The organism is Streptomyces sp. AB3(2024), from assembly GCF_041862025.1.
Lineage (GTDB): Bacteria > Actinomycetota > Actinomycetes > Streptomycetales > Streptomycetaceae > Streptomyces.
Map to the genome: position 1 here is coordinate 19,915 of NZ_JBGWAB010000036.1, position 25,061 is coordinate 44,975.

Annotated in this window: 24 protein-coding genes; 16 read left to right on the forward strand and 8 right to left on the reverse strand. The window is 71.0% G+C overall.

The features are described 5' to 3' along the window. Nucleotides 1-136 precede the first annotated feature (136 nt). The 11 genes from pdxS to ACEPPI_RS16905 all read left to right on the forward strand — a co-directional run bounded on the left by pdxS (nucleotide 137) and on the right by ACEPPI_RS16905 (nucleotide 11,764). Nucleotides 137-1,054 carry a pyridoxal 5'-phosphate synthase lyase subunit PdxS gene (gene pdxS / locus ACEPPI_RS16855; RefSeq protein WP_373916038.1) on the forward strand — a complete coding sequence of 306 codons (918 nt, stop codon included), beginning with the start codon at nucleotides 137-139 and terminating at the stop codon, nucleotides 1,052-1,054. A gap of 6 nt (nucleotides 1,055-1,060) precedes the next feature. Further along, entirely contained in the window at nucleotides 1,061-1,651 is a 591-nt protein-coding gene (gene pdxT / locus ACEPPI_RS16860) for a pyridoxal 5'-phosphate synthase glutaminase subunit PdxT (protein WP_373916040.1), read from the forward strand. A gap of 57 nt (nucleotides 1,652-1,708) precedes the next feature. Then, complete coding sequence (locus ACEPPI_RS16865) at nucleotides 1,709-2,461, forward strand: YebC/PmpR family DNA-binding transcriptional regulator (protein WP_373916041.1); 753 nt, start codon at nucleotides 1,709-1,711, stop codon at nucleotides 2,459-2,461. Between the two features lie 114 nt (nucleotides 2,462-2,575). Further along, a complete protein-coding gene (ruvC, locus tag ACEPPI_RS16870) occupies nucleotides 2,576-3,109 on the forward strand; it encodes a crossover junction endodeoxyribonuclease RuvC (protein WP_373916042.1) in 534 nt (177 codons plus the stop codon). Continuing rightward, nucleotides 3,106-3,738, forward strand: coding sequence for a Holliday junction branch migration protein RuvA (gene ruvA / locus ACEPPI_RS16875; RefSeq protein ID WP_373916043.1), 633 nt, complete (start codon nucleotides 3,106-3,108; stop codon nucleotides 3,736-3,738). The genes ruvC and ruvA overlap by 4 nt, the downstream gene beginning before the upstream one ends. Before the next feature lie 71 nt (nucleotides 3,739-3,809). Next, the gene (gene ruvB / locus ACEPPI_RS16880; RefSeq protein WP_373916044.1) at nucleotides 3,810-4,883 is read left to right on the forward strand and encodes a Holliday junction branch migration DNA helicase RuvB; all 1,074 of its coding nucleotides are present in this window, start codon (nucleotides 3,810-3,812) and stop codon (nucleotides 4,881-4,883) included. A 164-nt stretch (nucleotides 4,884-5,047) separates the two neighbouring features. After that, nucleotides 5,048-5,542 carry a preprotein translocase subunit YajC gene (gene yajC, locus ACEPPI_RS16885; RefSeq protein ID WP_373916045.1) on the forward strand — a complete coding sequence of 165 codons (495 nt, stop codon included), beginning with the start codon at nucleotides 5,048-5,050 and terminating at the stop codon, nucleotides 5,540-5,542. A 149-nt stretch (nucleotides 5,543-5,691) separates the two neighbouring features. Beyond that, entirely contained in the window at nucleotides 5,692-7,488 is a 1,797-nt protein-coding gene (gene secD, locus ACEPPI_RS16890; RefSeq protein ID WP_373916046.1) for a protein translocase subunit SecD, read from the forward strand. Nucleotides 7,489-7,491: 3 nt separating this feature from the next. Continuing rightward, on the forward strand, nucleotides 7,492-8,553 hold the full coding sequence (secF, locus tag ACEPPI_RS16895) for a protein translocase subunit SecF (RefSeq protein ID WP_373916047.1): 1,062 nt from the start codon (nucleotides 7,492-7,494) through the stop codon (nucleotides 8,551-8,553). Further along, complete coding sequence (locus tag ACEPPI_RS16900) at nucleotides 8,550-9,107, forward strand: adenine phosphoribosyltransferase (RefSeq protein WP_373916048.1); 558 nt, start codon at nucleotides 8,550-8,552, stop codon at nucleotides 9,105-9,107. The genes secF and ACEPPI_RS16900 overlap by 4 nt, the downstream gene beginning before the upstream one ends. A 218-nt stretch (nucleotides 9,108-9,325) precedes the next feature. Further along, complete coding sequence (locus ACEPPI_RS16905) at nucleotides 9,326-11,764, forward strand: bifunctional (p)ppGpp synthetase/guanosine-3',5'-bis(diphosphate) 3'-pyrophosphohydrolase (RefSeq protein ID WP_280914928.1); 2,439 nt, start codon at nucleotides 9,326-9,328, stop codon at nucleotides 11,762-11,764. Between the two features lie 96 nt (nucleotides 11,765-11,860). Here the strand turns inward: ACEPPI_RS16905 and ACEPPI_RS16910 are convergent, their stop codons facing one another. The 3 genes from ACEPPI_RS16910 to ACEPPI_RS16920 all read right to left on the reverse strand — a co-directional run bounded on the left by ACEPPI_RS16910 (nucleotide 11,861) and on the right by ACEPPI_RS16920 (nucleotide 15,494). After that, on the reverse strand, nucleotides 11,861-13,111 hold the full coding sequence (locus tag ACEPPI_RS16910; RefSeq protein ID WP_373916049.1) for a hypothetical protein: 1,251 nt from the start codon (nucleotides 13,109-13,111) through the stop codon (nucleotides 11,861-11,863). A 181-nt stretch (nucleotides 13,112-13,292) separates the two neighbouring features. Beyond that, the gene (locus ACEPPI_RS16915) at nucleotides 13,293-14,522 is read right to left on the reverse strand and encodes a DUF349 domain-containing protein (RefSeq protein ID WP_373916050.1); all 1,230 of its coding nucleotides are present in this window, start codon (nucleotides 14,520-14,522) and stop codon (nucleotides 13,293-13,295) included. Nucleotides 14,523-14,711: 189 nt separating this feature from the next. Next, nucleotides 14,712-15,494 (reverse strand): peptidylprolyl isomerase, encoded by a 783-nt coding sequence (locus ACEPPI_RS16920; protein WP_373916051.1) that lies wholly within the window; start codon nucleotides 15,492-15,494, stop codon nucleotides 14,712-14,714. 153 nt (nucleotides 15,495-15,647) lie between these two features. Between ACEPPI_RS16920 and ACEPPI_RS16925 the strand changes: the two genes are divergently transcribed. Continuing rightward, a complete protein-coding gene (locus ACEPPI_RS16925; RefSeq protein ID WP_266837951.1) occupies nucleotides 15,648-16,358 on the forward strand; it encodes an MBL fold metallo-hydrolase in 711 nt (236 codons plus the stop codon). 10 nt (nucleotides 16,359-16,368) lie between these two features. Further along, nucleotides 16,369-17,628, forward strand: coding sequence for a histidine--tRNA ligase (gene hisS, locus ACEPPI_RS16930; RefSeq protein WP_373916052.1), 1,260 nt, complete (start codon nucleotides 16,369-16,371; stop codon nucleotides 17,626-17,628). A 69-nt stretch (nucleotides 17,629-17,697) separates the two neighbouring features. Here hisS and ACEPPI_RS16935 read toward each other — a convergent pair whose 3' ends face one another. From ACEPPI_RS16935 to ACEPPI_RS16950, 4 genes are read right to left on the reverse strand one after another with little or no spacing between them, the layout of a single operon-like run. After that, complete coding sequence (locus tag ACEPPI_RS16935; protein ID WP_373916053.1) at nucleotides 17,698-18,324, reverse strand: response regulator; 627 nt, start codon at nucleotides 18,322-18,324, stop codon at nucleotides 17,698-17,700. Nucleotides 18,325-18,337: 13 nt separating this feature from the next. Further along, entirely contained in the window at nucleotides 18,338-19,576 is a 1,239-nt protein-coding gene (locus ACEPPI_RS16940) for a sensor histidine kinase (RefSeq protein WP_373916054.1), read from the reverse strand. After that, nucleotides 19,534-20,388 (reverse strand): ABC transporter permease, encoded by an 855-nt coding sequence (locus ACEPPI_RS16945; RefSeq protein WP_373916055.1) that lies wholly within the window; start codon nucleotides 20,386-20,388, stop codon nucleotides 19,534-19,536. Before ACEPPI_RS16945 ends, ACEPPI_RS16940 begins: the two co-directional genes overlap by 43 nt. After that, nucleotides 20,385-21,266: an ABC transporter ATP-binding protein gene (locus ACEPPI_RS16950; RefSeq protein ID WP_373916056.1), complete on the reverse strand. Its 882-nt coding sequence runs from the start codon at nucleotides 21,264-21,266 to the stop codon at nucleotides 20,385-20,387. The genes ACEPPI_RS16945 and ACEPPI_RS16950 overlap by 4 nt, the downstream gene beginning before the upstream one ends. A 137-nt stretch (nucleotides 21,267-21,403) precedes the next feature. On the opposite strand from ACEPPI_RS16950, the gene ACEPPI_RS16955 reads away from it, so the two are divergent. Beyond that, entirely contained in the window at nucleotides 21,404-22,021 is a 618-nt protein-coding gene (locus tag ACEPPI_RS16955; protein WP_356221283.1) for a vitamin K epoxide reductase family protein, read from the forward strand. Between the two features lie 43 nt (nucleotides 22,022-22,064). Then, nucleotides 22,065-23,417, forward strand: a complete 1,353-nt coding sequence (locus ACEPPI_RS16960; protein ID WP_373916057.1) for a replication-associated recombination protein A — start codon at nucleotides 22,065-22,067, stop codon at nucleotides 23,415-23,417. A 21-nt stretch (nucleotides 23,418-23,438) separates the two neighbouring features. Here ACEPPI_RS16960 and ACEPPI_RS16965 read toward each other — a convergent pair whose 3' ends face one another. Further along, a complete protein-coding gene (locus ACEPPI_RS16965) occupies nucleotides 23,439-24,368 on the reverse strand; it encodes a DUF2470 domain-containing protein (RefSeq protein WP_373916058.1) in 930 nt (309 codons plus the stop codon). Nucleotides 24,369-24,423: 55 nt separating this feature from the next. Here ACEPPI_RS16965 and rpsD point away from each other — a divergent pair, with 55 nt between their 5' ends. Further along, nucleotides 24,424-25,035 carry a 30S ribosomal protein S4 gene (gene rpsD / locus ACEPPI_RS16970; protein WP_266837932.1) on the forward strand — a complete coding sequence of 204 codons (612 nt, stop codon included), beginning with the start codon at nucleotides 24,424-24,426 and terminating at the stop codon, nucleotides 25,033-25,035. Nucleotides 25,036-25,061: the final 26 nt, after the last annotated feature.

Below are 25,061 nucleotides of genomic sequence, written 5' to 3' on the forward strand. Positions count from 1 at the left end.
GCGCGGGCGGGTCCGGCCAGTGCCGCGGGGGACAAGTCGAGGGGCCACCGGCTCCACATTGGCCCTTGCAGTGGACTGGTCCGTGGGGTTTTCTCAGCCCAGTAGTACCCGTCTTCCTTTCGAGTGAGGTCAACCCGTGAGCACGCTTCCCACCTCTTCCCAGTCCGCTGAGTCGGCCGTCGGCACCTCCCGCGTCAAGCGCGGCATGGCCGAGCAGCTCAAGGGCGGCGTGATCATGGACGTGGTCAACGCCGAGCAGGCGAAGATCGCCGAGGACGCCGGCGCCGTGGCCGTCATGGCCCTGGAGCGGGTCCCCGCCGACATCCGCAAGGACGGCGGCGTCGCGCGCATGTCGGACCCGAACATGATCGAAGAGATCATCGAGGCCGTCTCCATCCCGGTCATGGCCAAGTCCCGCATCGGCCACTTCGTCGAGGCCCAGGTCCTGCAGTCCCTCGGCGTCGACTACATCGACGAGTCCGAGGTCCTGACCCCGGCCGACGAGGTCAACCACTCCGACAAGTGGGCGTTCACCACCCCCTTCGTCTGTGGCGCCACCAACCTGGGCGAGGCCCTGCGCCGCATCGCCGAGGGCGCGGCCATGATCCGTTCCAAGGGCGAGGCCGGCACCGGAAACGTCGTCGAGGCCGTCCGCCACCTGCGCCAGATCAAGAACGAGATCGCCCGCCTGCGCGGCTACGACAACAACGAGCTGTTCGCCGCCGCCAAGGAGCTGCGTGCCCCGTACGAGCTCGTCAAGGAAGTTGCCGAGCTCGGCAAGCTCCCGGTCGTGCTGTTCTCCGCCGGTGGCGTCGCCACCCCGGCCGACGCCGCGCTGATGCGCCAGCTCGGTGCCGAGGGCGTCTTCGTCGGCTCCGGCATCTTCAAGTCGGGCGACCCGGCCAAGCGTGCCGCCGCCATCGTGAAGGCCACCACCTTCTACGACGACCCGAAGGTCATCGCGGACGCCTCCCGCAACCTGGGCGAGGCCATGGTCGGCATCAACTGCGACACCCTCCCCGAGGCCGAGCGCTACGCCAACCGCGGCTGGTAGTCGGACATGACCACCCCCGTGATCGGTGTCCTGGCCCTCCAGGGCGACGTACGGGAGCACCTGATCGCCCTGGCCGCGGCGGACGCCGTGGCCAGGCCGGTCCGGCGCCCCGAGGAGCTCGCCGAGGTCGACGCCCTGGTGATCCCCGGCGGCGAGTCGACGACCATGTCGAAGCTCGCCGTGCTGTTCGGCATGCTGGAGCCGCTGCGCGAGCGCGTCCGGGCGGGCATGCCCGTCTACGGCACCTGCGCCGGCATGATCATGCTCGCCGACAAGCTGCTCGACGGCCGTGACGACCAGGAGACGCTCGGCGGCATCGACATGATCGTGCGCCGCAACGCCTTCGGCCGCCAGAACGAGTCCTTCGAGGCGAAGATCGACTTCGCGGGCATAGCGGGCGGCCCCGTCGAGGGCGTCTTCATCCGCGCCCCGTGGGTGGAGTCGGTCGGCGCCGCCGCCGAGGTGCTCGCCACGTACGAGGGCCACACGGTCGCCGTGCGTCAGGGTAGTGTCCTGGCGACCTCGTTCCACCCCGAACTGACCGGGGACGACCGGGTGCACGCGTACTTCGTCGACATGGTGCGCGCCGGGCTCTGACCGGCTCCCGGTAGGATCGGAGACGAACACTGTTGGTTACGCGAAGGAGACAGGCGGATGTCCGGCCACTCTAAATGGGCTACGACGAAGCACAAGAAGGCCGTGATCGATGCCAAGCGCGGCAAGCTCTTCGCGAAGCTGATCAAGAACATCGAGGTCGCGGCCCGTATGGGCGGTGCCGACATCGACGGCAACCCGACGCTCTACGACGCCGTTCAGAAGGCCAAGAAGAGCTCGGTCCCGAACAAGAACATCGACTCCGCGGTCAAGCGCGGCGGCGGCCTTGAGGCCGGCGGCGCCGACTACGAGACGATCATGTACGAAGGCTACGGCCCGAACGGTGTCGCGGTGCTCATCGAGTGCCTCACGGACAACCGCAACCGCGCCGCCTCCGACGTCCGCGTCGCCATGACCCGCAACGGCGGCTCCATGGCGGACCCGGGCTCGGTCTCGTACCTGTTCAACCGCAAGGGTGTCGTTCTCCTGCCCAAGGGCGAGCTCTCCGAGGACGACGTCCTGGAGACCGTGCTGGAGGCCGGTGCCGAGGAGGTCAACGACCTCGGCGACCAGTTCGAGATCATCAGCGAGGCCACCGACATGGTCGCGGTCCGCACGTCGCTGCAGGAGGCCGGCATCGACTACGACTCGGCCGACTCCAGCTTCGTCCCGACCATGCAGGTCGAACTGGACGAAGAGGGCGCGCGCAAGATCTTCAAGCTGATCGACGCGCTGGAGGACAGCGACGACGTGCAGAACGTCTTCGCCAACTTCGACGTCTCGGACGAGGTCATGGAGAAGGTCGACGCCTGATCCGCGTGCACAGCGACGGGCCGACGGGACACACCCCGTCGGCCCGTCGCTTTGTCAGTGGCGGCCGATAGCCTGCACGGGCACGCACAGGCGATCGACGAGCGGGGGAGGGACATGCGCGTACTCGGGGTGGACCCCGGCCTGACGCGGTGCGGCGTCGGAGTGGTCGAGGGGATCGCCGGACGGCCGCTGACCATGATCGGCGTCGGTGTCGTGCGCACGCCCGCGGACGCCGAACTGGGGGACCGGCTCGTCGCCGTCGAGCGGGGCATCGAGGAATGGCTCGACACGTACCGCCCCGAGGTCGTCGCCGTGGAGCGGGTCTTCAGCCAGCACAACGTCAGCACCGTCATGGGCACCGCCCAGGCCAGCGCCGTCGCCATGCTCTGCGCGGCCCGCCGCGGGATACCGGTCGCCCTGCACACCCCCAGCGAGGTCAAGGCCGCCGTCACCGGCACCGGCCGGGCCGACAAGGCGCAGGTCGGAGCCATGGTGACCCGGTTGCTGAGGCTGGCCGCCCCGCCGAAACCGGCCGACGCCGCCGATGCCCTCGCCCTCGCCATCTGCCACATCTGGCGGGCCCCCGCCCAGAACCGACTCCAGCAGGCGGCCGCCCTGCACGCCGCCTCGAAAGGCCGTACCCGATGATCGCCTTCGTCAGCGGCCAGGTCGCCGCACTCGCCCCCACCCTCGCCGTGATCGAGGTGGGCGGGGTCGGCATGGCCGTGCAGTGCACGCCGAACACGATCGCGGGCCTGCGGATCGGTGATCCGGCCCGGCTGGCGACCTCCCTGGTCGTGCGCGAGGACTCGCTGACCCTCTACGGCTTCGCCGACGACGACGAACGCCAGGTCTTCGAGCTCCTCCAGACCGCCAGCGGCGTCGGGCCCCGGCTGGCCCAGGCCATGCTCGGCGTACACAACCCCGACGCGCTGCGCCTCGCCGTCTCCACGGGCGACGAGAAGGCCCTGACGGCGGTGCCCGGCATCGGCAAGAAGGGCGCCCAGAAGCTCCTCCTGGAGCTCAAGGACAAGCTCGGGGCCCCGCTGGGAGCCAGCGGCCTCGTCGGCGCCCAGAGGGCCGTCGCCACAGGTCCGGCGGCCTGGACCGAGCAGCTCCAGGCCGCCCTGATCGGCCTCGGGTACGCCGCCCGGGACGCGGAGGAGGCGGTCTCGGCCGTGACCCCGCAGGCCGAGGAGGCCATCGCCGCCGGCGGTTCCGCGCCCGTACCGCAGCTGCTGCGCGCCGCCCTCCAGTCCCTGAACCGCGCCCGCTGACGGCCGCCCCGGGCCCCGTCGGGCCACGCACACCGCACCGACCGTGAAGACCGAGAAGGCAGACTGACACCGTGAACGGGTACGACGAGACCGACACCCCCGAGCCGGACCGCCTCGTCGCGGCCGCCGCCGACGGCGAGGACACCGCCGTCGAGGCGGCCCTGCGCCCGAAGGACCTCGGTGAGTTCGTCGGCCAGGAGAAGGTCCGCCAGCAGCTCGACCTCGTCCTCAAGGCGGCGAAGCAGCGCGGCGCCACCGCCGACCACGTCCTGCTCTCCGGTGCGCCCGGCCTCGGCAAGACCACCCTCTCCATGATCATCGCCGCGGAGATGGGGGCGCCGATCCGGATCACCTCGGGCCCGGCCATCCAGCACGCCGGCGACCTCGCCGCGATCCTCTCCTCCCTCCAGGAGGGCGAGGTCCTCTTCCTCGACGAGATCCACCGCATGTCCCGGCCCGCCGAGGAGATGCTGTACATGGCCATGGAGGACTTCCGCGTCGACGTGATCGTTGGCAAGGGCCCCGGAGCGACCGCCATCCCGCTGGAGCTGCCGCCGTTCACCCTCGTCGGGGCGACGACCCGGGCCGGCCTCCTGCCCCCGCCGCTGCGGGACCGTTTCGGCTTCACCGGCCACATGGAGTTCTACGCCCCCGAGGAGCTGGAGCGGGTCGTCCACCGCTCGGCCCGCCTCCTCGACGTGGAGATCGACACCGCCGGCGCCGCGGAGATCGCCGGCCGCTCCCGCGGCACGCCGCGCATCGCCAACCGCCTCCTGCGCCGCGTGCGCGACTACGCCCAGGTGCGGGCCGACGGAGTGATCACCCGCGACGTGGCCGGAACCGCCCTCCAGGTCTACGAGGTGGACGCGCGCGGGCTCGACCGGCTGGACCGGGCGGTGCTGGAGGCCCTGCTCAAGCTGTTCGGCGGCGGCCCCGTCGGCCTGTCCACCCTCGCGGTGGCGGTCGGCGAGGAGCGGGAGACCGTCGAGGAAGTGGCCGAACCCTTCCTCGTCCGGGAGGGCCTGCTGGCGCGTACCCCGCGCGGGCGGGTCGCCACCCCCGCCGCATGGGCTCACCTGGGGCTTGTCCCCCCGCAGCTGGCCGGCGGCGGACCAAGGGGACAACAGGGCTTGTTCGGGGCCTGACGGCGCGGGCGTTTCCCCGGTCAGGAACTGCGGTGCCATGCTGGGCGTTGTTCCATCGGTGCGGACTCGCCTAGACTCCGCCGATGCCGACCCTTCGGGTCGGCGTGCCCACCCCCGTAGAAATTGGCCGTCTCCCGTGCGGTCGTGCGAAGGATCTCCGTCCCGTGAATCTCGTGACACTCCTCCCGTTCATCGTGCTCATCGGGGCGATGTTCCTGATGACCCGCTCCGCCAAGAAGAAGCAGCAGGCGGCCGCGCAGATGCGCAACGACATGTCGCCCGGCACCGGCGTCCGCACCATCGGCGGCATGTACGCCACGGTGAAGGAGATCGGTGACGACACGGTCACCCTTGAGGTGGCTCCCGGCGTCCACGCCATCTACGCGAAGAACTCCATCGGCGCCGTGCTGGAGGACGAGGAGTACAACCGCATCGTCCACGGCGCCACCGAGGACCTGACCCTCGACACGCCGGTCGTCCCGGACGACGCCTCCTCGCTGACCGAGGCCGACGCCCCGAAGACGGACCTGTCGAAGGACGGCGACGCGGGCGAGGCCCCCAAGCTCGACCTGGGCAAGGGCGACGAGCCCAAGGGCGACGAGCCCAAGGGCGACGAGCCGAAGGACGGCAAGTCCGACGGCGAGGCCGGCACCAAGTAACGTCCGGCCGGTACCGCGGCGGCGCCCGACCGGCGACGCCGCGGTACCCGCAGTGAACTTCTGCGGGGGGCAGGGGTCCCCACCACACATTTCGTGGCCGTCCGCGCGCTGACCCGGCGCGGGACGGTTGGACAGGGAGAAACGACAAGGTGGCAGCACCGAAGAAGGGCCGGCGGCCCACGGGGGCTCAGGGGAGGCCGGGGCGCGCCCTGGCCATCATCCTGATCGCGATGGTGGCGCTCACCGCGGGGATGTTCCTCACGAAGCAGACGACCCCCCGCCTGGGCATCGACCTCGCGGGCGGTACGAGCATCACGCTCAAGGCCAAGAGCGAGCCCGGCAAGCCGGACGCGATCAACGAGACCAACATGAACACGGCGGTCGGCATCATCGACCGCCGCGTCAACGGTCTCGGCGTCTCGGAGGCCGAGGTCCAGACGCAGGGCCGCGACCACATCATCGTGAACATCCCCAAGGGCGTGAACGAGCAGCAGGCGCGCGAGCAGGTCGGTACCACCGCCCAGCTGTACTTCCGCCCCGTGCTGGCCGTCGCCGACGGCGCCCCGGCCGCCCCGGAGACCAAGCCGAGCGGGTCCCCGACCCCCTCCGCGAGCGGTTCCGGCGCCCCCAAGGCCGAAGGCAGCGGCAAGCCCTCCGCCCCGGCCACCCCGTCGTCCAGCGCCACTTCCCAGGGCCGTGCGCTCAGCGAGGCCCTCAAGGCCCCGGGCACCCCCACTCCCTCGCCCTCGGCGAGCGAGTCGAAGAAGGCAGACGACAAGGCCACGACCCCGCCCGCGACCCCTGCCCCGAGCGCCCCGCCCGTGGACCCCGCCGTCGCCGACCTGCAGGCCAAGTTCGCCGCGTTGGACTGCACCAAGGAGGACCAGCGCGCCGCCGCCGGCAAGGGCGCCAAGCCCGAGGACCCGGTGCTGGCCTGTGGCCAGCGCGGTACCACCTGGGGCAAGTGGGTCCTCGGCCCGGCCCAGGTCAACGGCCAGGACGTGAAGGACGCAAAGGGCGTCATCGACCAGCAGCGTGGCCAGTGGATCGTCACGATGCAGTTCACCGACAAGGGCGCCGACAAGTTCGCCAAGATCACCGGTGAGCTGGCCACCAAGCAGTCCCCGCAGAACCAGTTCGCGATCGTGCTCGACGGCAAGGTCATCTCCGACCCGTCCGTCAGCCAGGCCCTGACCGGCGGCAACGCCGAGATCTCCGGTGGCTTCACCCAGCAGAGCGCCCAGGACCTGGGCAACATGCTGTCCTACGGCGCCCTGCCGCTCTCCTTCAGCGAGGACAGCGTCACCACCGTCACCGCCGCCCTGGGTGGCGAGCAGCTGAAGGCCGGCCTCATCGCCGGCGCCATCGGCCTGCTGCTCGTGGTGATCTACCTGGTGGTCTACTACCGCGGTCTGGCCTTCATCGCGATCGTCAGCCTGATGGTCTCCGCGGTCCTCACCTACACGATCATGTCGCTGCTGGGCAAGGGCATCGGGTTCGCGCTGAACCTGCCGGCCGTCTGCGGCGCGATCGTCGCGATCGGCATCACGGCGGACTCGTTCATCGTCTACTTCGAACGCGTCCGGGACGAGATCCGGGAGGGCCGCACCCTGCGTCCGGCCGTCGAGCGTGCCTGGCCCCGTGCCCGGCGCACCATCCTGGTCTCCGACTTCGTGTCCTTCCTCGCCGCCGCGGTGCTCTTCATCGTCACCGTCGGCAAGGTCCAGGGCTTCGCCTTCACACTGGGTCTGACGACCCTGCTCGACGTGGTCGTGGTGTTCCTCTTCACCAAGCCGATCATGACCCTGATGGCGCGCACGAAGTTCTTCTCCAGCGGTCACCCGTGGTCCGGGCTGGACCCCAAGCGTCTGGGCGCCAAGCCGCCCCTGCGCCGGTCCCGCAGTACGGGTCCCGTCCCCGCCCCCGTCGACGCAAAGGAGGCGTGAGAGATGTCGAAGCTGGGAGATCTCGGCGCCAGGCTGTACCGCGGTGAGGTCGGCTACGACTTCGTCGGCAAGCGCTTTCTCTGGTACGGCGTTTCCATCCTGATCACCATCACGGCGATCGTGGCCCTGGCCGTTCAGGGCCTCAACATGGGCATCGAGTTCAAGGGCGGTGCCGTCTTCACCACCCCGAAGACGGCGGTTTCCGTCGCCAAGGCGACGGAGACCGCGCAGAAGGTCTCGGGGCACGACGCGACCGTCCAGCAGCTCGGCACCGGCGGCCTGCGCATCCAGATCTCCGGTCTGGACACCTCCGCCGCGGCCGACGTCAAGGCGAAGCTCGCCACCGACCTCAAGGTCACCGCGGGCGAGATCAACGCCGACCTGGTCGGCCCGAGCTGGGGCGAGCAGATCGCCAACAAGGCCTGGACCGGCCTGGCGATCTTCATGGTCCTCGTGGTGATCTACCTCGCCATCGCCTTCGAGTGGCGGATGGCGGTCGCGGCGCTGATCGCGCTGATCCACGACCTCACCATCACCGTCGGCGTGTACGCGCTGGTCGGCTTCGAGGTCACCCCGGGCACCGTGATCGGTCTGCTCACGATCCTCGGTTACTCCCTCTACGACACCGTCGTCGTCTTCGACGGTCTCAAGGAGGGCGCGAAGGACATCACGAAGCAGACCCGCTACACCTTCAGCGAGGTCGCCAACCGCAGCATCAACGGCACGCTGGTCCGCTCGATCAACACCACCGTCGTGGCGCTGCTCCCGGTCGCGGCCCTGCTCTTCATCGGCGGCGGCTTCCTGGGCGCGGGCATGCTCAACGACATCTCGCTGTCGCTGTTCGTCGGCCTCGCCGCCGGTGCGTACTCCTCGATCTTCATCGCGACCCCGCTGGTCGTGGACCTGAAGGAGCGGGAGCCGGCGATGAAGGCCCTGACGAAGCGGGTCCTCGCCAAGCGGGCGGCCGCCACCGCGAAGGGCGAGCCGGCCGACGACGGACAGGAGTCCGCCCAGGACGGCGCCCAGGTCGTCTCCCAGGGCGGCCAGGGGAGGCGTCGCCGGTGACCGCCGAAGCCTGTTCCCCCGAGGTCCGCGAGCTGCTGCTCAGCCGGATCAAGGACGTCCGGGACTACCCGAAGCCGGGCGTGGTGTTCAAGGACATCACCCCGCTGCTCGCCGACCCGCAGGCCTTCACGGCGCTGACGGACGTGCTGGTGGAGCTGGCCGGCCGGTACGGCGCGACGAAGATCGTCGGGCTGGAGGCGCGGGGCTTCATCCTCGCCGCCCCGGTCGCCGTCCGGGCGGGCATCGGGTTCATCCCCGTGCGCAAGGCCGGGAAGCTGCCGGGGGCCACGCTCGCGCAGTCCTACGAGCTGGAGTACGGCACCGCGGAGATCGAGGTCCACGCGGAGGACCTGTCGGCCGGTGACAGGGTCATGGTCATCGACGACGTCCTGGCCACCGGCGGCACCGCCGAGGCCTCGCTGGACCTGATCCGGCGGGCCGGGGCCGAGGTCGCCGGAGTGGCCGTCCTGATGGAGCTGTCGTTCCTGCCGGGGCGCGCCAAGCTCGTCCCCGCGCTCGACGGGGCGCCGCTGGACGCGCTGATCCTGGTCTGAGCTCCTTCGTACGCCGAGCGGCGGGTGTCCGGTTCCTCCCGGACACCCGCCGCTTTCGCGTGCGGCGCCGCGGCGGGGGACCACGGCCCTCCGCCCGGCTGGAAACGGCCTCGGGGCCGCGTCTCGCGGGACGACCACGGAGAACGGGGTGGCGGAACCCTCGCTACCATGGTTTATCCGGACCTGACCGGGGCTCCGGATCCTCATGAGGAGCGCTCTTGCCAGACGAGGTCCAGCCACTCTCCGCCGCGCAGCCCGACCCGCAGGCCGACCCGGCCGCGGCGGCCGCGGCCACGCCCCCGCCGGCCCCGCCGGTCAAGCCCGCCCCGGCCAAGCCCGCCCCTGCCAGGCCGGCCGGGTCGTCCAACCGGGTGCGGGCCCGGCTGGCGCGCCTGGGCGTGCAGCGTTCGAACCCGTACAACCCGGTACTGGAACCCCTGCTCCGCATAGTCCGCAGCAACGACCCGAAGATCGAGACGGCGACGCTGCGCCAGATCGAGCAGGCGTACCAGGTGGCCGAGCGGTGGCACCGCGGCCAGAAGCGCAAGAGCGGCGACCCGTACATCACCCACCCGCTCGCGGTGACCACCATCCTCGCCGAGCTCGGGATGGACCCCGCCACCCTGATGGCGGGTCTGCTGCACGACACCGTCGAGGACACCGAGTACGGCCTCGAACAGCTCCGCCGCGACTTCGGCGACGCCGTGGCCCTGCTCGTCGACGGGGTCACCAAGCTCGACCGGGTCAAGTTCGGCGAGGCCGCGCAGGCCGAGACCGTGCGCAAGATGGTCGTGGCCATGGCAAAGGACCCCCGGGTCCTGGTCATCAAGCTCGCCGACCGCCTCCACAACATGCGCACCATGCGCTACCTCAAGCGGGAGAAGCAGGAGAAGAAGGCCCGCGAGACGCTGGAGATCTACGCCCCGCTGGCGCACCGGCTGGGCATGAACACCATCAAGTGGGAGCTGGAGGACCTCGCCTTCGCGATCCTCTACCCCAAGATGTACGACGAGATCGTGCGCCTGGTGGCCGAGCGCGCCCCCAAGCGCGACGAGTACCTGGCCGTCGTCACCGACGAGGTGATGGTCGACCTCAGAGCCGCCCGGATCAAGGCCACGGTCACCGGCCGCCCCAAGCACTACTACAGCGTCTACCAGAAGATGATCGTCCGCGGCCGTGACTTCGCGGAGATCTACGACCTGGTGGGCATCCGCGTCCTCGTGGACACCGTCCGGGACTGCTACGCGGCCCTCGGCACGGTGCACGCGCGCTGGAACCCGGTTCCCGGCCGGTTCAAGGACTACATCGCGATGCCCAAGTTCAACATGTACCAGTCGCTGCACACGACGGTCATCGGACCCAGCGGCAAGCCCGTCGAACTCCAGATCCGCACCTTCGACATGCACCGCCGGGCCGAGTACGGCATCGCCGCGCACTGGAAGTACAAGCAGCAGACCGTCGCCGGCGCCTCCAAGGTCCGCACCGACGTCCCGCAGGCCGCCAAGGGCAGCGCAGGCCAGGACACCGTCAACGACATGGCCTGGCTGCGGCAGTTGCTCGACTGGCAGAAGGAGACGGAGGACCCGGGCGAGTTCCTGGACTCGCTGCGCTTCGACCTCTCCCGCAACGAGGTCTTCGTCTTCACCCCCAAGGGCGACGTCATCGCGCTGCCCGCGGGCGCCACGTCGGTGGACTTCGCCTACGCGGTCCACACCGAGGTGGGCCACCGCACCATAGGGGCGCGGGTCAACGGGCGGCTGGTGCCGCTCGAATCGACCCTCGACAACGGCGACCTGGTCGAGGTCTTCACCTCCAAGGCCGAGGGCGCGGGCCCGTCCCGCGACTGGCTCGGCTTCGTCAAGTCCCCCCGTGCCCGCAACAAGATCCGTGGCTGGTTCTCCAAGGAGCGCCGCGACGAGGCCATCGAGCACGGCAAGGACGCCATCGCGCGGGCCATGCGCAAGCAGAACCTGCCGATCCAGCGGATCCTGACCGGCGACTCCCTCGTCACCCTCGCGCACGAGATGCGCTACCCCGACATCTCCTCGCTCTACGCGGCGATCGGCGAGGGCCACGTGGCCGCGCAGGGGGTCGTCCAGAAGCTGGTGCAGGCCCTCGGCGGCGAGGAGGCCGCCAATGAGGACATCGAGGAGAGCATCCCGCCGGCGCGCGGCCGGGCCAAGCGCCGCGGCAGCGCCGACCCGGGCGTGGTGGTCAAGGGCGTCGACGACGTCTGGGTCAAGCTGGCCCGCTGCTGCACCCCGGTGCCGGGCGACCCGATCATCGGCTTCGTGACGCGCGGCAGTGGCGTATCGGTTCACCGCGCCGACTGCGTGAACGTGGACTCCCTCTCCCAGCAGCCCGAGCGGATGCTGGAGGTCGAGTGGGCGCCCACCCAGTCCTCGGTCTTCCTCGTCGCCATCCAGGTGGAGGCGCTGGACCGGTCCCGGCTGCTGTCGGACGTCACCCGGGTCCTGTCGGACCAGCACGTGAACATCCTCTCGGCGGCCGTGCAGACCTCCCGGGACCGGGTGGCCACCTCCCGGTTCACCTTCGAGATGGGCGACCCGAAGCACCTGGGTCACGTCCTGAAGGCCGTACGGGGCGTCGAGGGCGTCTACGACGTCTACCGCGTCACCTCCGCCCGCAGGCCCTGAGGGGCGGCTGCCGGGCCCGCGCACATGACGGTGGGGCGCCCCCCCCCGGGGGGGGGGCCCCCGGGCTGTGGGGCCCCGGCGGGCAGCGCGGCCGGATCAGGGGCAGCCCCACCAGACGAAGTTGAGGTTGCCCCCGAAGAGCGCCGACACCACGGTCGCGGATCCGATGATCCACATCACCGTGCTCCGGCGGGCCCTGGCCAGGGCCAGCGCGAAGGGGAACAGCAGGGGGAAGGCGGGCATGATGAAGCGCATCTTCGAGAAGTAGAAGCCCGCCCCGCCCAGCGCCATCAGCATGATCATCGCCGCGAAGATCCACACGACCATCGGGGGCCGGCGCCGACGGGTCATCAGCACGAACAGCACCACGGCCACCACCACGGTCAGGCTGACCACCACGTGGTTGAGGGTGGTGTGCACCTCGGTGAAGGTCTTCTTCAGCTCGTTGAGCGTGTCGAAACCGCCGTCGTAGACCGACCCCCAGCGCCGCTGGAGTTCGAAGTAGCCGTCCCAGCGCCCGAAGTGCCAGCCGACGTAGCCCACGTACCCAAACCACCCCAGCGGGGCGATCAGCGAGGCCGCGACGATCCGGCCCACCGGAGGCCGCTGCGCACGACGCTTGCGGCGCCACTGGACGTACTCCCACACGCCCGCCAGCACCACGGCCGCGACGATGGCCGAACCGGAGGGCCGGGTCGCGCCGGCGAAGAAGGCCAGCACGCCCGCCGTCAGCCAGGACTTGGTCATCACCGCGTACATCGCCCACACCGACAGGGCGAGGAAGAGCGGCTCGGTGTACGCCATCGACTGCACCATCGCGGCCGGCACGATCGCGAACAGGGCACAGGTGAACAGCGCGACCCGACGGCCGTAGATCTTGTCCGTGACGGCGAAGATGCCCCACGCCGCGATCACCGAGGCCAAGAGCGCCAGGCCCATCGCCACCCAGTTCATGGGCAGACCCGTGACGTACGAGGTCCAGCGGATCATCATCGGGTAGACGGGGAAGAACGCCATCTGGCAGCTCGGCCCCGCGAACGCGCAGGGGGACGGCGTCGCCAGCGGGGTCGTCAGCCCGTTCTCGGCGATGTGCAGGTAGTAGATCGCGTCCCAGCGCCCGCCCAGGATCTCCAGCGGCTGCACACCCTTGCGCTCCGCCCAGATCGCCATGACGGCGAGACCGGTGGCACGCAGTGCGATGTGGATCAGCAGCGCCTTCCGCGCACGCTGCAGGTTGGAGAGTACGCGCCGTCCGACGCCTCGGAGCCCGGAGTCCTTCTTGCTGGTGAGCGGCTCGGCAACGAGTAGTGAGTCTGGGACATCAGCGCGTATCTGGGTATGCGTCACATTCAATCCTGGTCGTCGCCCGGCAGAAGGCCGCCGAGGCGGCACCGTACAACGGTACACAGGTGTCAGGTGCTCCCGGTGCGCGCCCTGTGTTGAAACCGCGTAACGAATCGGACGCGTACATGGCGAACGGGCACCACAGGAGGAACCGGTGGTGCCCGTCCGAAGCGGTCCGGGGCCGTCAGCCGCCGAACTCCTCCAGGCCCTTCAGCGCCTGGTCCAGCAGGGCCTGCCGGCCCTCCAGTTCCCGCGCCAGCTTGTCGGCCTTCGCGTTGTTGCCCGCCGCGCGCGCGGCGTCGATCTGCTCACGCAGCTTGTCGACCGCCGCCTGGAGCTGCCCCGTCAGACCGGCCGCACGGGCCCGCGCCTCCGGGTTCGTACGGCGCCACTCGCCCTCCTCGGCCTCCTGGATCGCCCGCTCCACGGTGTGCATCCGGCCCTCGACCTTGGGACGGGCGTCCCGCGGTACGTGGCCGATGGCCTCCCAGCGCTCGTTGAGGGAACGGAACGCGGCACGCGCCGCCTTCAGGTCCGTCACCGGGACGAGCTTCTCCGCCTCGACGGCCAGCTCCTCCTTCAGCTTCAGGTTCTCGGTCTGCTCGGCGTCCCGCTCGGCGAAGACCTCGCCGCGCGCCGCGAAGAACACGTCCTGCGCACCGCGGAAACGGTTCCACAGGTCGTCCTCGGCCTCGCGCTGCGCCCGGCCCGCCGCCTTCCAGCTGTCCATCAGCTCGCGGTAGCGGGCGGCGGTCGGACCCCAGTCGGTCGACTTCGACAGCGACTCGGCCTCCGCGACCAGCTTCTCCTTGGCCTTGCGGGCGTCCTCGCGCTGCGCGTCCAGCGCGGCGAAGTGCGCCTTGCGGCGCTTGGAGAACGCGGAGCGGGCGTGCGAGAAGCGGTGCCACAGCTCGTCGTCCGACTTGCGGTCCAGCCGCGGCAGGCCCTTCCAGATGTCCACCAGGGCCCGCAGCCGCTCACCGGCGCTGCGCCACTGGTCGCTCTGCGCCAGCTCCTCGGCCTCCGCCACCAGCGCGTCCTTGGCCGTACGCGCCTCGTCCGCCTGCTTGGCCTTCTGGACCTTGCGCTCCTCGCGCCGCGAGTCCACCGTCGCCACCAGCTTGTCGAGCCGGACGCGCAGCGCCGCGAGGTCTCCCACGGCGTGGTGCTCGTCCACCTGGGTCCGCAGGTGCTCGATGGCCGTCTGGGCGTCCTTGGCGGACAGATCGGTGGTCCGCACCCGCCGTTCGAGGAGGCCGATCTCGACCACCAGGCCCTCGTACTTGCGCTCGAAGTAGGCCAGGGCCTCCTCAGGGGTGCCCGCCTGCCACGAGCCGACGACCTGCTCGCCCTCGGAAGTACGCACGTACACGGTGCCGGTCTCGTCGACTCGGCCCCACGGGTCGCTGCTCACAGCGCCTCCTCCACCTGATGCCCGCGAGGGGGTTCGCCCCCCGGGCATCGTCCACAGTTTCCTGGGGCGGGCAGCGCCCGCCCTGCACAACGCCAACATAGGCGACCGCCGGGCCGGCTGTCCGCATCCCGCACGACGCAATATCGCCGTACGGGCGACGGACCGGCCGGACCGGGCCGCGCGGTCCCGTCAGTTCTTGGTGACGGAGCCCTTCTGGACGACCACGGGGGTCTTCGGGGCGCCGTCCTGGCCGCCGTCGGCCGTCCCGGCCTTGGCCACGTCCTCCAGGACCTTCAGCCCGGCCGCGTCGATCTTGCCGAAGGGGGTGTAGCTCGGGGCCAGCGGGCTGTCCTTGTACACGAGGAAGAACTGGCTGCCGCCGCTGCCCGGCTGCCCGGTGTTGGCCATCGCCACCGTGCCGGCGGGGTAGATCACCTGGCCCTGCTCGTTCGGCTTGCCCAGGGAGTCCAGGTTCTCGTCCGGGATGGTGTAGCCGGGGCCGCCCATGCCGGTGCCCTCCGGGTCGCCGCACTGCAGGACGTAGATCCCGCCGGTGGTCAGGCGGTGGCACTTGGTCTTGTCGAAGAAGCCCTTGTCGGCGAGCGACTTGAACGAGTTGACGGTCTGCGGGGTCTTCGCCGCGTCCATCTCGAACTTGATCGCGCCCGCGCTGGTCTGCAGGTCGAAGGTGTACTTCGCCTTGTCGTCGATCGCCATCGCCGGGGACGGCGACTTCTTCGGCGCCGGCGCCGACGGGGACGCCGAGGGCTCGGCCGCCGCGTCCTTCTTGTCCTTGCTGTCGAAGACACCCCCCACGACCAGCCCGACCAGCGTGGCGACCACCACGGCCGCCGCCGCGCCGATCACCGCCCAGCGCTGGCGGGACTTGCGGCGGGCCTCCGCCCGGCGCTTCTGCTGGCGCTCGTACTTCTCCCTGGCGAGCTGTCGCCGACGCTGATCGCTCGTGACCACCGGGTCGTCTCCTTGTGCGTCTCTGGTACCGCTGTCCGGGCTCGGTTAGGCCGTACCGTATATGGGTTCGCTGTGTAATGAGGGGCGCCGGTAGGCTCTGAGCAGCAGATTCCGAACCACTGCCTCCCACCGGACGACGAATGAGGGACGAACGTGCTGATTGCCGGATTCCCCGCCGGGGCCTGGGGGACCAACTGCTACCTGGTCGCCCCCGCCGCCGGTGAGGAGTGCGTCATCATCGACCCGGGCCACCAGGCCACCCAGGGTGTCGAGGAGACGCTGAGGAAGCACCGGCTCAAGCCCGTCGCGGTCGTCCTCACCCACGGCCACATCGACCACGTGGCCTCCGTGGTCCCGGTGTGCGGAGCACACGACGTACCGGCCTGGATCCACCCCGAGGACCGCTACATGATGAGCGACCCGGAGAAGGCCCTCGGCCGTTCCATCGGGATGCCGCTCATGGGGGAGCTGACCGTCGGCGAGCCGGACGACGTCCGCGAGCTGAGCGACGGCAGCACCCTGAAGCTGGCCGGGATGGAGTTCTCGGTGGCGCACGCGCCCGGTCATACCAAGGGGTCGGTGACCTTCCGGATGCCCGAGGCGGCCGACGTCCCGTCGGTCTTCTTCTCGGGCGACCTGCTGTTCGCCGGCTCCATCGGACGCACCGACCTGCCCGGCGGCTCCCACGCCGAGATGCTCCAGTCGCTGGCCCGCGTGTGCCTGCCGCTGGACGACTCGACGGTGGTGCTGTCCGGCCACGGTTCCCAGACCACCATCGGCCGCGAGCGCGCGACCAACCCGTACCTGCGGGAAGTCGCCGCCGGCCTGGGGGACGGCACCGCCGCCCCACGACGAGGAATGTGACGAGAGTTTCGTGAGCACCTTCAAGGCCCCCAAGGGCACGTACGACCTGATCCCGCCGGTCTCCGTGAAGTACCTGGCGGTGCGCGAGGCCATCTCCGCACCCCTGCGCAACTCCGGCTACGGCTACATCGAGACCCCCGGCTTCGAGGACGTCGGCCTCTTCGCCCGCGGCGTCGGCGAGTCCACCGACATCGTCTCCAAGGAGATGTACGCCTTCGAGACCAAGGGCGGCGACCAGCTGGCCCTGCGCCCCGAGGGCACCGCCTCCGTCCTGCGCGCCGCCCTGGAGGCCAGCCTCCACAAGCAGGGCAACCTGCCGGTGAAGCTCTGGTACTCCGGCTCGTACTACCGCTACGAGCGCCCGCAGAAGGGCCGCTACCGCCACTTCTCGCAGGTCGGCGCCGAGGCGATCGGTGCCGAGGACCCGGCGCTGGACGCCGAGCTGATCATCCTCGCCGACCAGGCGTACCGCTCGCTGGGCCTGCGCAACTTCCGGATCCTGCTGAACTCCCTCGGCGACAAGGAGTGCCGCCCGGTGTACCGGGAGGCGCTGCAGGACTTCCTGCGCGGCCTCGACCTGGACGCCGAGACCATCCGCCGGGCCGAGATCAACCCGCTGCGCGTCCTCGACGACAAGCGGGCCGACGTGCAGAAGCAGCTGGTCGGCGCCCCGATGCTGCGCGACTACCTGTGCGACGCCTGCAAGGCGTACCACGAGGAGGTCCGGGCGCTGGTCACGGCCGCCGGAGTGGCCTTCGAGGACGACGAGAAGCTCGTGCGCGGCCTCGACTACTACACCCGCACCACCTTCGAGTTCGTCCACGACGGCCTCGGCTCGCAGTCCGCGGTCGGCGGCGGCGGCCGCTACGACGGCCTGTCCGAGATGATCGGCGGCCCGGCCCTGCCGTCGGTCGGCTGGGCGCTCGGCGTGGACCGCACCGTCCTGGCCCTGGAGGCCGAGGGCGTCGAGCTGGACATCCCAGCCGCCACCTCCGTCTTCGCGGTGGCCCTGGGCGCGGCGAAGCCGGTGCTGTTCGGTCTGGTGACCGAGCTGAGGCGGGCCGGTGTGGCGGCGGACATCAGCTACGGGGGCAAGGGCCTCAAGGGCGCGATGAAGGACGCGAACCGCAGCGGAGCGCGGTTCGCGCTGGTCGCCGGGGACCGCGACCTCGAACAGGGCGTGGTCCAGATGAAGGACATGGAGGCCGGGGAGCAGGTTCCGGTCGCGCTCGCCGACGTGGTCGAGACGCTGAGGGCGAAGCTCGCCTGACGGCTGCCGCCCGGTGGGGCGGGGTGGGGGAGCCGCGGCCCTCCCGCCCCGCCCTTCGCCGTTCGCGTCCTACAGCAGGCCGTGGCGCATGGCCGTGGTGACGGCCGCCGTGCGGTCGGTGACCCCCAGCTTGCCGAAGACGCGCAGCAGGTGCGTCTTGACCGTGGACTCCGCCACGAACAGGCGGCGCCCGATCTCGGCGTTCGTCGCCCCCTCCGCGACCAGGCGCAGGACGGCCGCCTCCCGGTCGGAGAGGCGCGGCCGCTCCGGCCGGGTGCGCAGGCGGTCCAGCAGGCGGCCCGCCACCGAGGGGGCCAGGACCGTCTCGCCGCGGACCGCCGCCCGGACGGCCCAGGCCAGCTCCGCCCGTTCCATGTCCTTCAGCAGGTAGCCCGCGGCCCCCGCCTCCACGGCCCGCAGGATGTCCCGGTCGTCCTCGTACGTCGTCAGGACCACCACCCGCACCGGCAGCCCGGCCGCGCTGATCCGTGCGATCGACTCGACGCCGTCGCCGCCCGGCATCCGCAGGTCCATCAGGATCAGGTCCAGGTCCGGGAGCAGCCGTGCGGCCAGCGCCTCCGCCTGGGGGCCGTTCGAGGCCTCCGCGACGACCTCCAGGTCCGGTTCCGCGCTGAGCATGCCGCGCAGGCCCTCCCGTACCACCGGGTGGTCGTCGGCGAGCAGGATGCGGATCATCTCGTACGGCTCCTCAGCGGATCGGGAGGGTCACGGTGACGGTGGTCCCGGCGTGGACCGAGCTGTCGATCGCGGCCGCGCCGCCGACCCCCGCCGCGCGGGCGCGCAGGCCCGGCAGTCCGTGGCCCGGGGCGGGGGCCGCCGGGTCGAAGCCCCGCCCGGTGTCCTCGACCGTGACGGTCAGCGCGGTGTCGCCGTAGGCCAGGGACACCGAGCAGGGTGCCCCGGGACCGGCGTGTTTCGCGGCGTTCGCCAGGGATTCCTGGCAGGACCGCAGGGCCACCACCTCCAGCGCCGCGGCCAGCGGCCGGACCTCCCCGGTCACCGACACGGCCGCGGGCGGGTCCTGCCGGGCCGCGAGGCGGCGTACCGCGTCCGGCAGGGAGCCCGCGTCCAGGTCGGCGGGGGATCCGCCCGCGACCAGGGCCCGGGCCTCGGCCAGGTTCTGCCGGGCGGTGGCGGCCATCAGCTCCAGGTGCCGGTGGGCCTGTTCCGGGTCCGTCTCCAGCTCCGACTGCACGGCCTGGACCAGCATCAGCAGACTCGTGAAGCCCTGGGCGAGGGTGTCGTGGATCTCGCGGGACATGCGTTCCCTTTCGGCGTGGGCGCCCTGTGCGGCCGACAGTCGGGCCACCTCCTCCCGGCTGGCGTCGAGTTCGGTGATCAGCGAGGCCCGGTCCTGGCTCTGCTCGATGATCCGGATGATCCAGGCGCCGAAGAAGGTGGAGAATGCGAAGGTGACGAAGGAGCCGACCTCGTTCACGAAGACGATGTGGCCCGCCGGCCGCCACAGCAGCGCCCACCCGGCCACCGGCAGCAGCGACACCACCGCCATCGCGCCGATCGCCCGGCGCAGCGGCAGCAGCATGAAGCAGTGCGGGGCGAGCGCGAAGGTGATCAGCCGGATCTCGCCGACCAGGCAGGCCGCGGGCAGGAACAGGGCCAGCATCACGCCCAGGTAGCGCAGCGCCGGCGCCGGGTCGGCGCCCGCGTCCTTCAGCAGGAGCGGCCGCCCGGCCCACGCGTACCAGGGGATCAGCAGCGCGAGCAGGCCGGCGGCGGGGAGCCGGTACGACAGCGAGGGGAAGTCCGCGCCCAGCACGAAGGCGACGGTCGCGGCCCACACGACGCCGAAGTAGAGGTCCCACGGCCCGAACGCGCGGTCCCAGACGTGGGTCTCGCGCGCTCCGGCCGTCCCGGTGAAGCCGTTCAGCCGTCGCGGCCGTTCTTCCACCTGAAGGTCAGCAGACACAGGACCAAACCTCCGATGACCCAGGCCCCCAGGACCAGGGCGACCTTTCCGTACTCCCAGCTGCCCGCCTGCTCCAGGACGGCCGCGGACTCCGGCAGGAACACCCCGCGCAGACCTTGGCACATCCACTTGAGCGGGAACAGCGCACCGATGTTCAGCAGCCAGTCGGGGATCGCGTTGACCGGGATGAACACGCCCGAGATGAACTGGAGGATCAGGAAGGGCAGGACCACGACCGAGCTGGCGCTCTTGCCCGACCTGGGCAGGCTGCTGATGGCGATGCCGAGCAGGGCGCAGCCGGTCAGGCCCAGGGCGAAGATCCAGCCGAAGGTGAGCCACCTGACGGCCGAGGACGGCAGGTCCAGGTCGAACAGGGCGGAGCCGACGAACAGCAGGACCGCGGTCTCGGCGAGTCCGGTGGCCAGCACCATCCAGACCTTGCCGAGGAAGTACGCGGCCGGGGGCATCGGGGTCCCGCGCAGCCGGCGCAGCACCTTCTCGTCCCGTTCGACGGCGATCGAGATGCCGAGCGACTGGAAGCTGGTGGACATGATGCCCGCGGCGACCATGCCGGCCGCGTAGAGCTGGGAGGCGGTGACCCCGGTGTTCTCCACGCTGCCGCTGAAGATCGAGGCGAAGAGGGCGAGGAAGACGACGGGGAAGGCGAAGGTGAAGATCATCGCGTCGCGCTGGCGGACGAACTGCTTGATCTCCAGGGCCCCGCGCCCCAGCCCCAGGGTCCAGGCGCCCGGCAGCGCCCGCGCGGCCTCCGCGGTCCCGTCGGCCGTGCCGGTCGTTGCGGTCGTGGTCATCGTGCCTCCTCCGGCGTCCGCGCGGGCGTGGGTACGAGCTGTCCCGTGAGGCGCAGGTACACGTCCTCCAGGGTGGGCCGACCGATCTTCAGTCCCGGGATCTCGCCCTCGAAGCGGGTCATCAGCTCGGCGACCGCACGGGTGGGGGTCTCGGTGGCGGTGCTGCGCGGGGTGCCGTCGGCCTCGGTCCACTCGACGGTGGCGCCGGTGCCGAACCGGGCGCGCAGTGCGGCCGGTTCGCCCTCGGCGACGACCTTCCCGCTCGCGATGACCGCGAGCCGGTCGGCGAGGGCCTCGGCCTCCTCCAGGTAGTGCGTGGTGAGCACGATGGTGGTGCCCTCGGCGGCGAGCAGCCGGATCAGGTCCCAGAACCGGCGGCGGGCCGCCGGGTCGAAGCCGGTGGTCGGCTCGTCGAGGAGCAGCAGCTCGGGGCCGCCGATCACGCCGAGCGCCACGTCGAGCCGCCGCCGCTGGCCGCCCGAGAGCCCCTTCACGCGCTGGTCGCGCTTCTGCTCCAGGCCGACCAGGGAGATGACCTCGGCCGGGTCGCGCGGCGCCGGATAGTAGCGGGCGAAGTGCTCGACCGTCTCCCGTACCGTCAGCTCGGCGGGCGCCGACTCGTCCTGCCAGACGATCCCGACGCGCGAGCGCCAGGCCCGTCCGGCGGTGGCCGGGTCCGCGCCGAGCACGCCGACCTCCCCGCCGTCCCGTTGGCGGTGGCCCTGCAGGATCTCCACCGTCGTGCTCTTGCCGGCGCCGTTGGGCCCGAGGAGTCCGAAGACCTCGCCCTGCCGGATCGTCAGATCAAGTCCGTCCACAGCGGTGACCGCGCCGTACCGCTTGCGAAGCCCCCGCACCCGCACCGCGTTCTGTGTCATGACTCGAATGGTGTGGCGGAATGTGTGCTACCGGTCCCCCCGTGCGTACGTCCTTATGTCCATCGAACGGTGGACACCTGGATCCTTACGGCACAATGGCCGGTGCTTGTTGACCTTGCAGATGTGGAGCGGGCGGGATGACGACGACTACGGCGGCCGGGGCGGACACCGCTCCGCGGACCTACGGCGGGAGCCGGGCGCTCGCCCTGCTGCTGGTGATCACCGGGGCCGCGGGGCTGCTCGCGGCGTGGGTGATCACGATCGACAAGTTCAAGTTGCTGGAGGACCCGAACTTCACACCGGGCTGCAGCCTGAACCCCATCGTCTCCTGCGGCAACATCATGAAGAGCGACCAGGCGTCGGCCTTCGGCTTCCCGAACCCCATGCTGGGGCTGGTCGCCTACGGGATCGTGATCTGCGTCGGCATGAGCATCCTGGCCGGGGCCCGGTTCCGCGGCTGGTACTGGCTCACCCTGAACGCCGGCACCCTCTTCGGCGTCGGGTTCTGCGCCTGGCTGATGTACCAGTCGCTGTACAACATCAACTCCCTGTGCCTGTGGTGCTGCCTGGCCTGGGTCGCCACGATCGTCATGTTCTGGTACGTGACCTCGCACAACGTGCGCGAGGGCCTGCTGCCCGCCCCCGCCTGGCTGCGCAGCTTCTTCGACGAGTTCACCTGGGTGCTGCCGGTCCTGCACGTCGGGATCATCGGGATGCTGATCCTGACCCGCTGGTGGGACTTCTGGACCTCCTGAGCCGCCGGGCCGCCCTGTCGGTGGCCTCGCATAGGCTTCCGGTGTGGAACCAGACCTCTTCACCGCAGCCGCCGAGGACCGCCAGGAGAAGGACCCCTCGGCCTCGCCGCTCGCCGTCCGGATGCGCCCGCGCAACCTGGACGAGGTGGTCGGCCAGCAGCACCTGCTGAAGCCGGGCTCGCCGCTGCGGCGGCTGGTGGGGGAGGGCGCCGGGGGACCGGCCGGGGCCTCGTCGGTGATCCTCTGGGGACCCCCGGGCATCGGCAAGACCACCCTCGCCTACGTGGTCAGCCAGGCGACGCAGAAGCGGTTCGTCGAGCTCTCGGCGATCACGGCGGGCGTCAAGGAGGTCCGGGCCGTCATCGAGGGCGCCAAACGGGCCGCCGGCGGGTACGGCAAGGAGACGGTCCTCTTCCTCGACGAGATCCACCGCTTCAGCAAGGCGCAGCAGGACTCGCTGCTCCCGGCGGTGGAGAACCGCTGGGTCACCCTGATCGCGGCGACCACCGAGAACCCGTACTTCTCCATCATCTCCCCGCTGCTGTCGCGCTCCCTGCTGCTCACGCTGGAACCGCTGACGGACGAGGACCTCACGGCCCTGATGCGGCGCGCGCTCACCGAGGAGCGGGGCCTCGGCGGTGTGGTCACCCTGCCCGCCGACGCCGAGGCGCACCTGCTGCGGATCGCCGGGGGCGACGCCCGCCGGGCGCTGACCGCGCTGGAGGCCGGGGCCGGTTCGGCCATCGCCAAGGGCGAGGAGGAGATCAGCCTCCGGACGCTGGAGGAGACCGTCGACCGGGCGGCCGTCAAGTACGACCGGGACGGCGACCAGCACTACGACGTGGCGAGCGCGCTGATCAAGTCGATCCGGGGCTCGGACGTGGACGCCGCCCTGCACTACCTGGCCCGGATGATCGAGGCGGGAGAGGACCCCCGGTTCATCGCACGGCGCCTGATGATCTCGGCGAGCGAGGACATCGGCCTCGCGGACCCCACGGCGCTGCCGCTGGCGGTGGCCGCCGCCCAGGCGGTGGCGATGATCGGCTTCCCCGAGGCCGCGCTGACCCTCTCCCACGCCACCATCGCCCTGGCCCTGGCCCCGAAGTCGAACACCGCGACGACCGCGATCGGCGCCGCGCTGGCCGACGTACGGGCCGGCCTCGCCGGGACCGTGCCCGCCCACCTGCGGGACGGGCACTACAAGGGCGCGGCGAAACTGGGGCACGCGGTGGGTTACGTCTACCCCCACGACGTGCCGGGAGCGATCGCCGCGCAGCAGTACGCGCCGGACGAGATCCACGGCAAGCGGTACTACGAGCCGACCCGGTACGGGGCGGAAGCGCGCTACGCGGACGTGGTGGAGAAGGTGCGGGAGCGGCTGCGCGGCGGATCCTGACCGCGGGCTCGCGGCCCGCCCTCAGTGAGCGGCGGCCGCGAAGAGGTGGTGCACCGCCCGGCGCAGGCCGCAGACGTCGGCCACCGGCTCCGGGAAGTCGAAGCGGGCGTCGAAGGAGGAGCGGGCGGCCCCGTCGCCCCCGTCCGTGAAGCGCACCCGCAGGCCGAGGCGGTCCAGGGCCAGCGGCACGGCCTTCAGGCCCGCCGTCGCCCGGGGGCCCAGCAGCCCGCAGAGGTCGGCCACCCGGTCGGCGTGCGCGGCGTGCAGGTGCTGCAGCAGCTCGGCCTCGTGGGCGGTCATCGGGTCGGGCCGGGCGGCGGCGAGCTCCTCCGGGTCCACGCGCTCGGCGCCCCAGAGGTCGTCCACCGAGATCTCGCCGACCTCCAGGCGGAGCATCATCCAGGCGGGGCGGGTGGAGCGGGCGTCCCCGGGCGGGTCCGGGAGGTCGGACAGGCCCAGCAGCTCGCCCACCGGCTGCCGTTCGGCGAGCAGCGCGGCGCAGGCCGCCCGCTCGTCCCCGCGGACCGGAGTCAGCCACCCGGCGAGCCAGGCGCGGCCGCGTATACGATGGGGCACGGACACCGGCGCCACGTCCGTGATCTCGATCACGGCGGTGAGGTCGTCGTCCTGGGCGTGAGCGGCAGCCCTGGCAGCCGCGGATTCCCCGGAAACAAGGAGAATCACGTCCCCGTCCGGGGTGACGGTCCGTGCGACCGGCGCCCCTTTCCCGAGCTCGTCGTGCTCGTGCGCGTCACGAGCACCCGGCAGGGTGAGGGATACTGAGGCGTTGGACTCTACGAGGGTTCGTACGCGTTCGGCTCCGGTGAGCTGCCGAACGCCTTCCCTGGGACGCGGCTGACCTTGCTTATCGTCGGCGCAAGCGGATTCTGTTTCGTCTGAATTCGAACTGCGCTGCGCACTGGGCAGGGGGATCCCATGTGGTCGAGACATTACGTCCTCCTCGATAAGGTAAGCCTCACCTAACTTACATGGAGGTAGGTTCCCCGTGAACCAGAAGCGACCCAAGGTCAAGAAGTCGCGTGCCCTCGGCATCGCCCTGACGCCGAAGGCCGTCAAGTACTTCGAGGCCCGCCCCTACCCGCCGGGCGAGCACGGCCGTGGCCGCAAGCAGAACTCGGACTACAAGGTCCGTCTGCTGGAGAAGCAGCGTCTGCGCGCGCAGTACGACATCTCCGAGCGCCAGATGGCCCGCGCGTACGACCGCGCCAAGAAGGCCGAAGGCAAGACGGGCGAGGCGCTGGTCGTCGAGCTCGAGCGTCGTCTCGACGCCCTGGTGCTGCGTTCGGGCATCGCCCGCACCATCTACCAGTCCCGCCAGATGGTCGTTCACGGCCACATCGAGGTCAACGGCGCCAAGGTCGACAAGCCGTCGTTCCGTGTCCGTCCGGACGACGTCATCACCGTTCGCGAGCGCAGCCGCGAGAAGGTTCCGTTCCAGGTTGCCCGTGAGGGTGGCTACGCAGGCGAGGGCGAGACCCCGCGCTACCTGCAGGTCAACCTGAAGGCCCTGGCCTTCCGCCTGGACCGTGACCCGAACCGCAAGGAAATCCCGGTCATCTGCGACGAGCAGCTCGTCGTCGAGTACTACGCCCGCTGATCCAGCGGCCGTAGCCTCACAGGCTG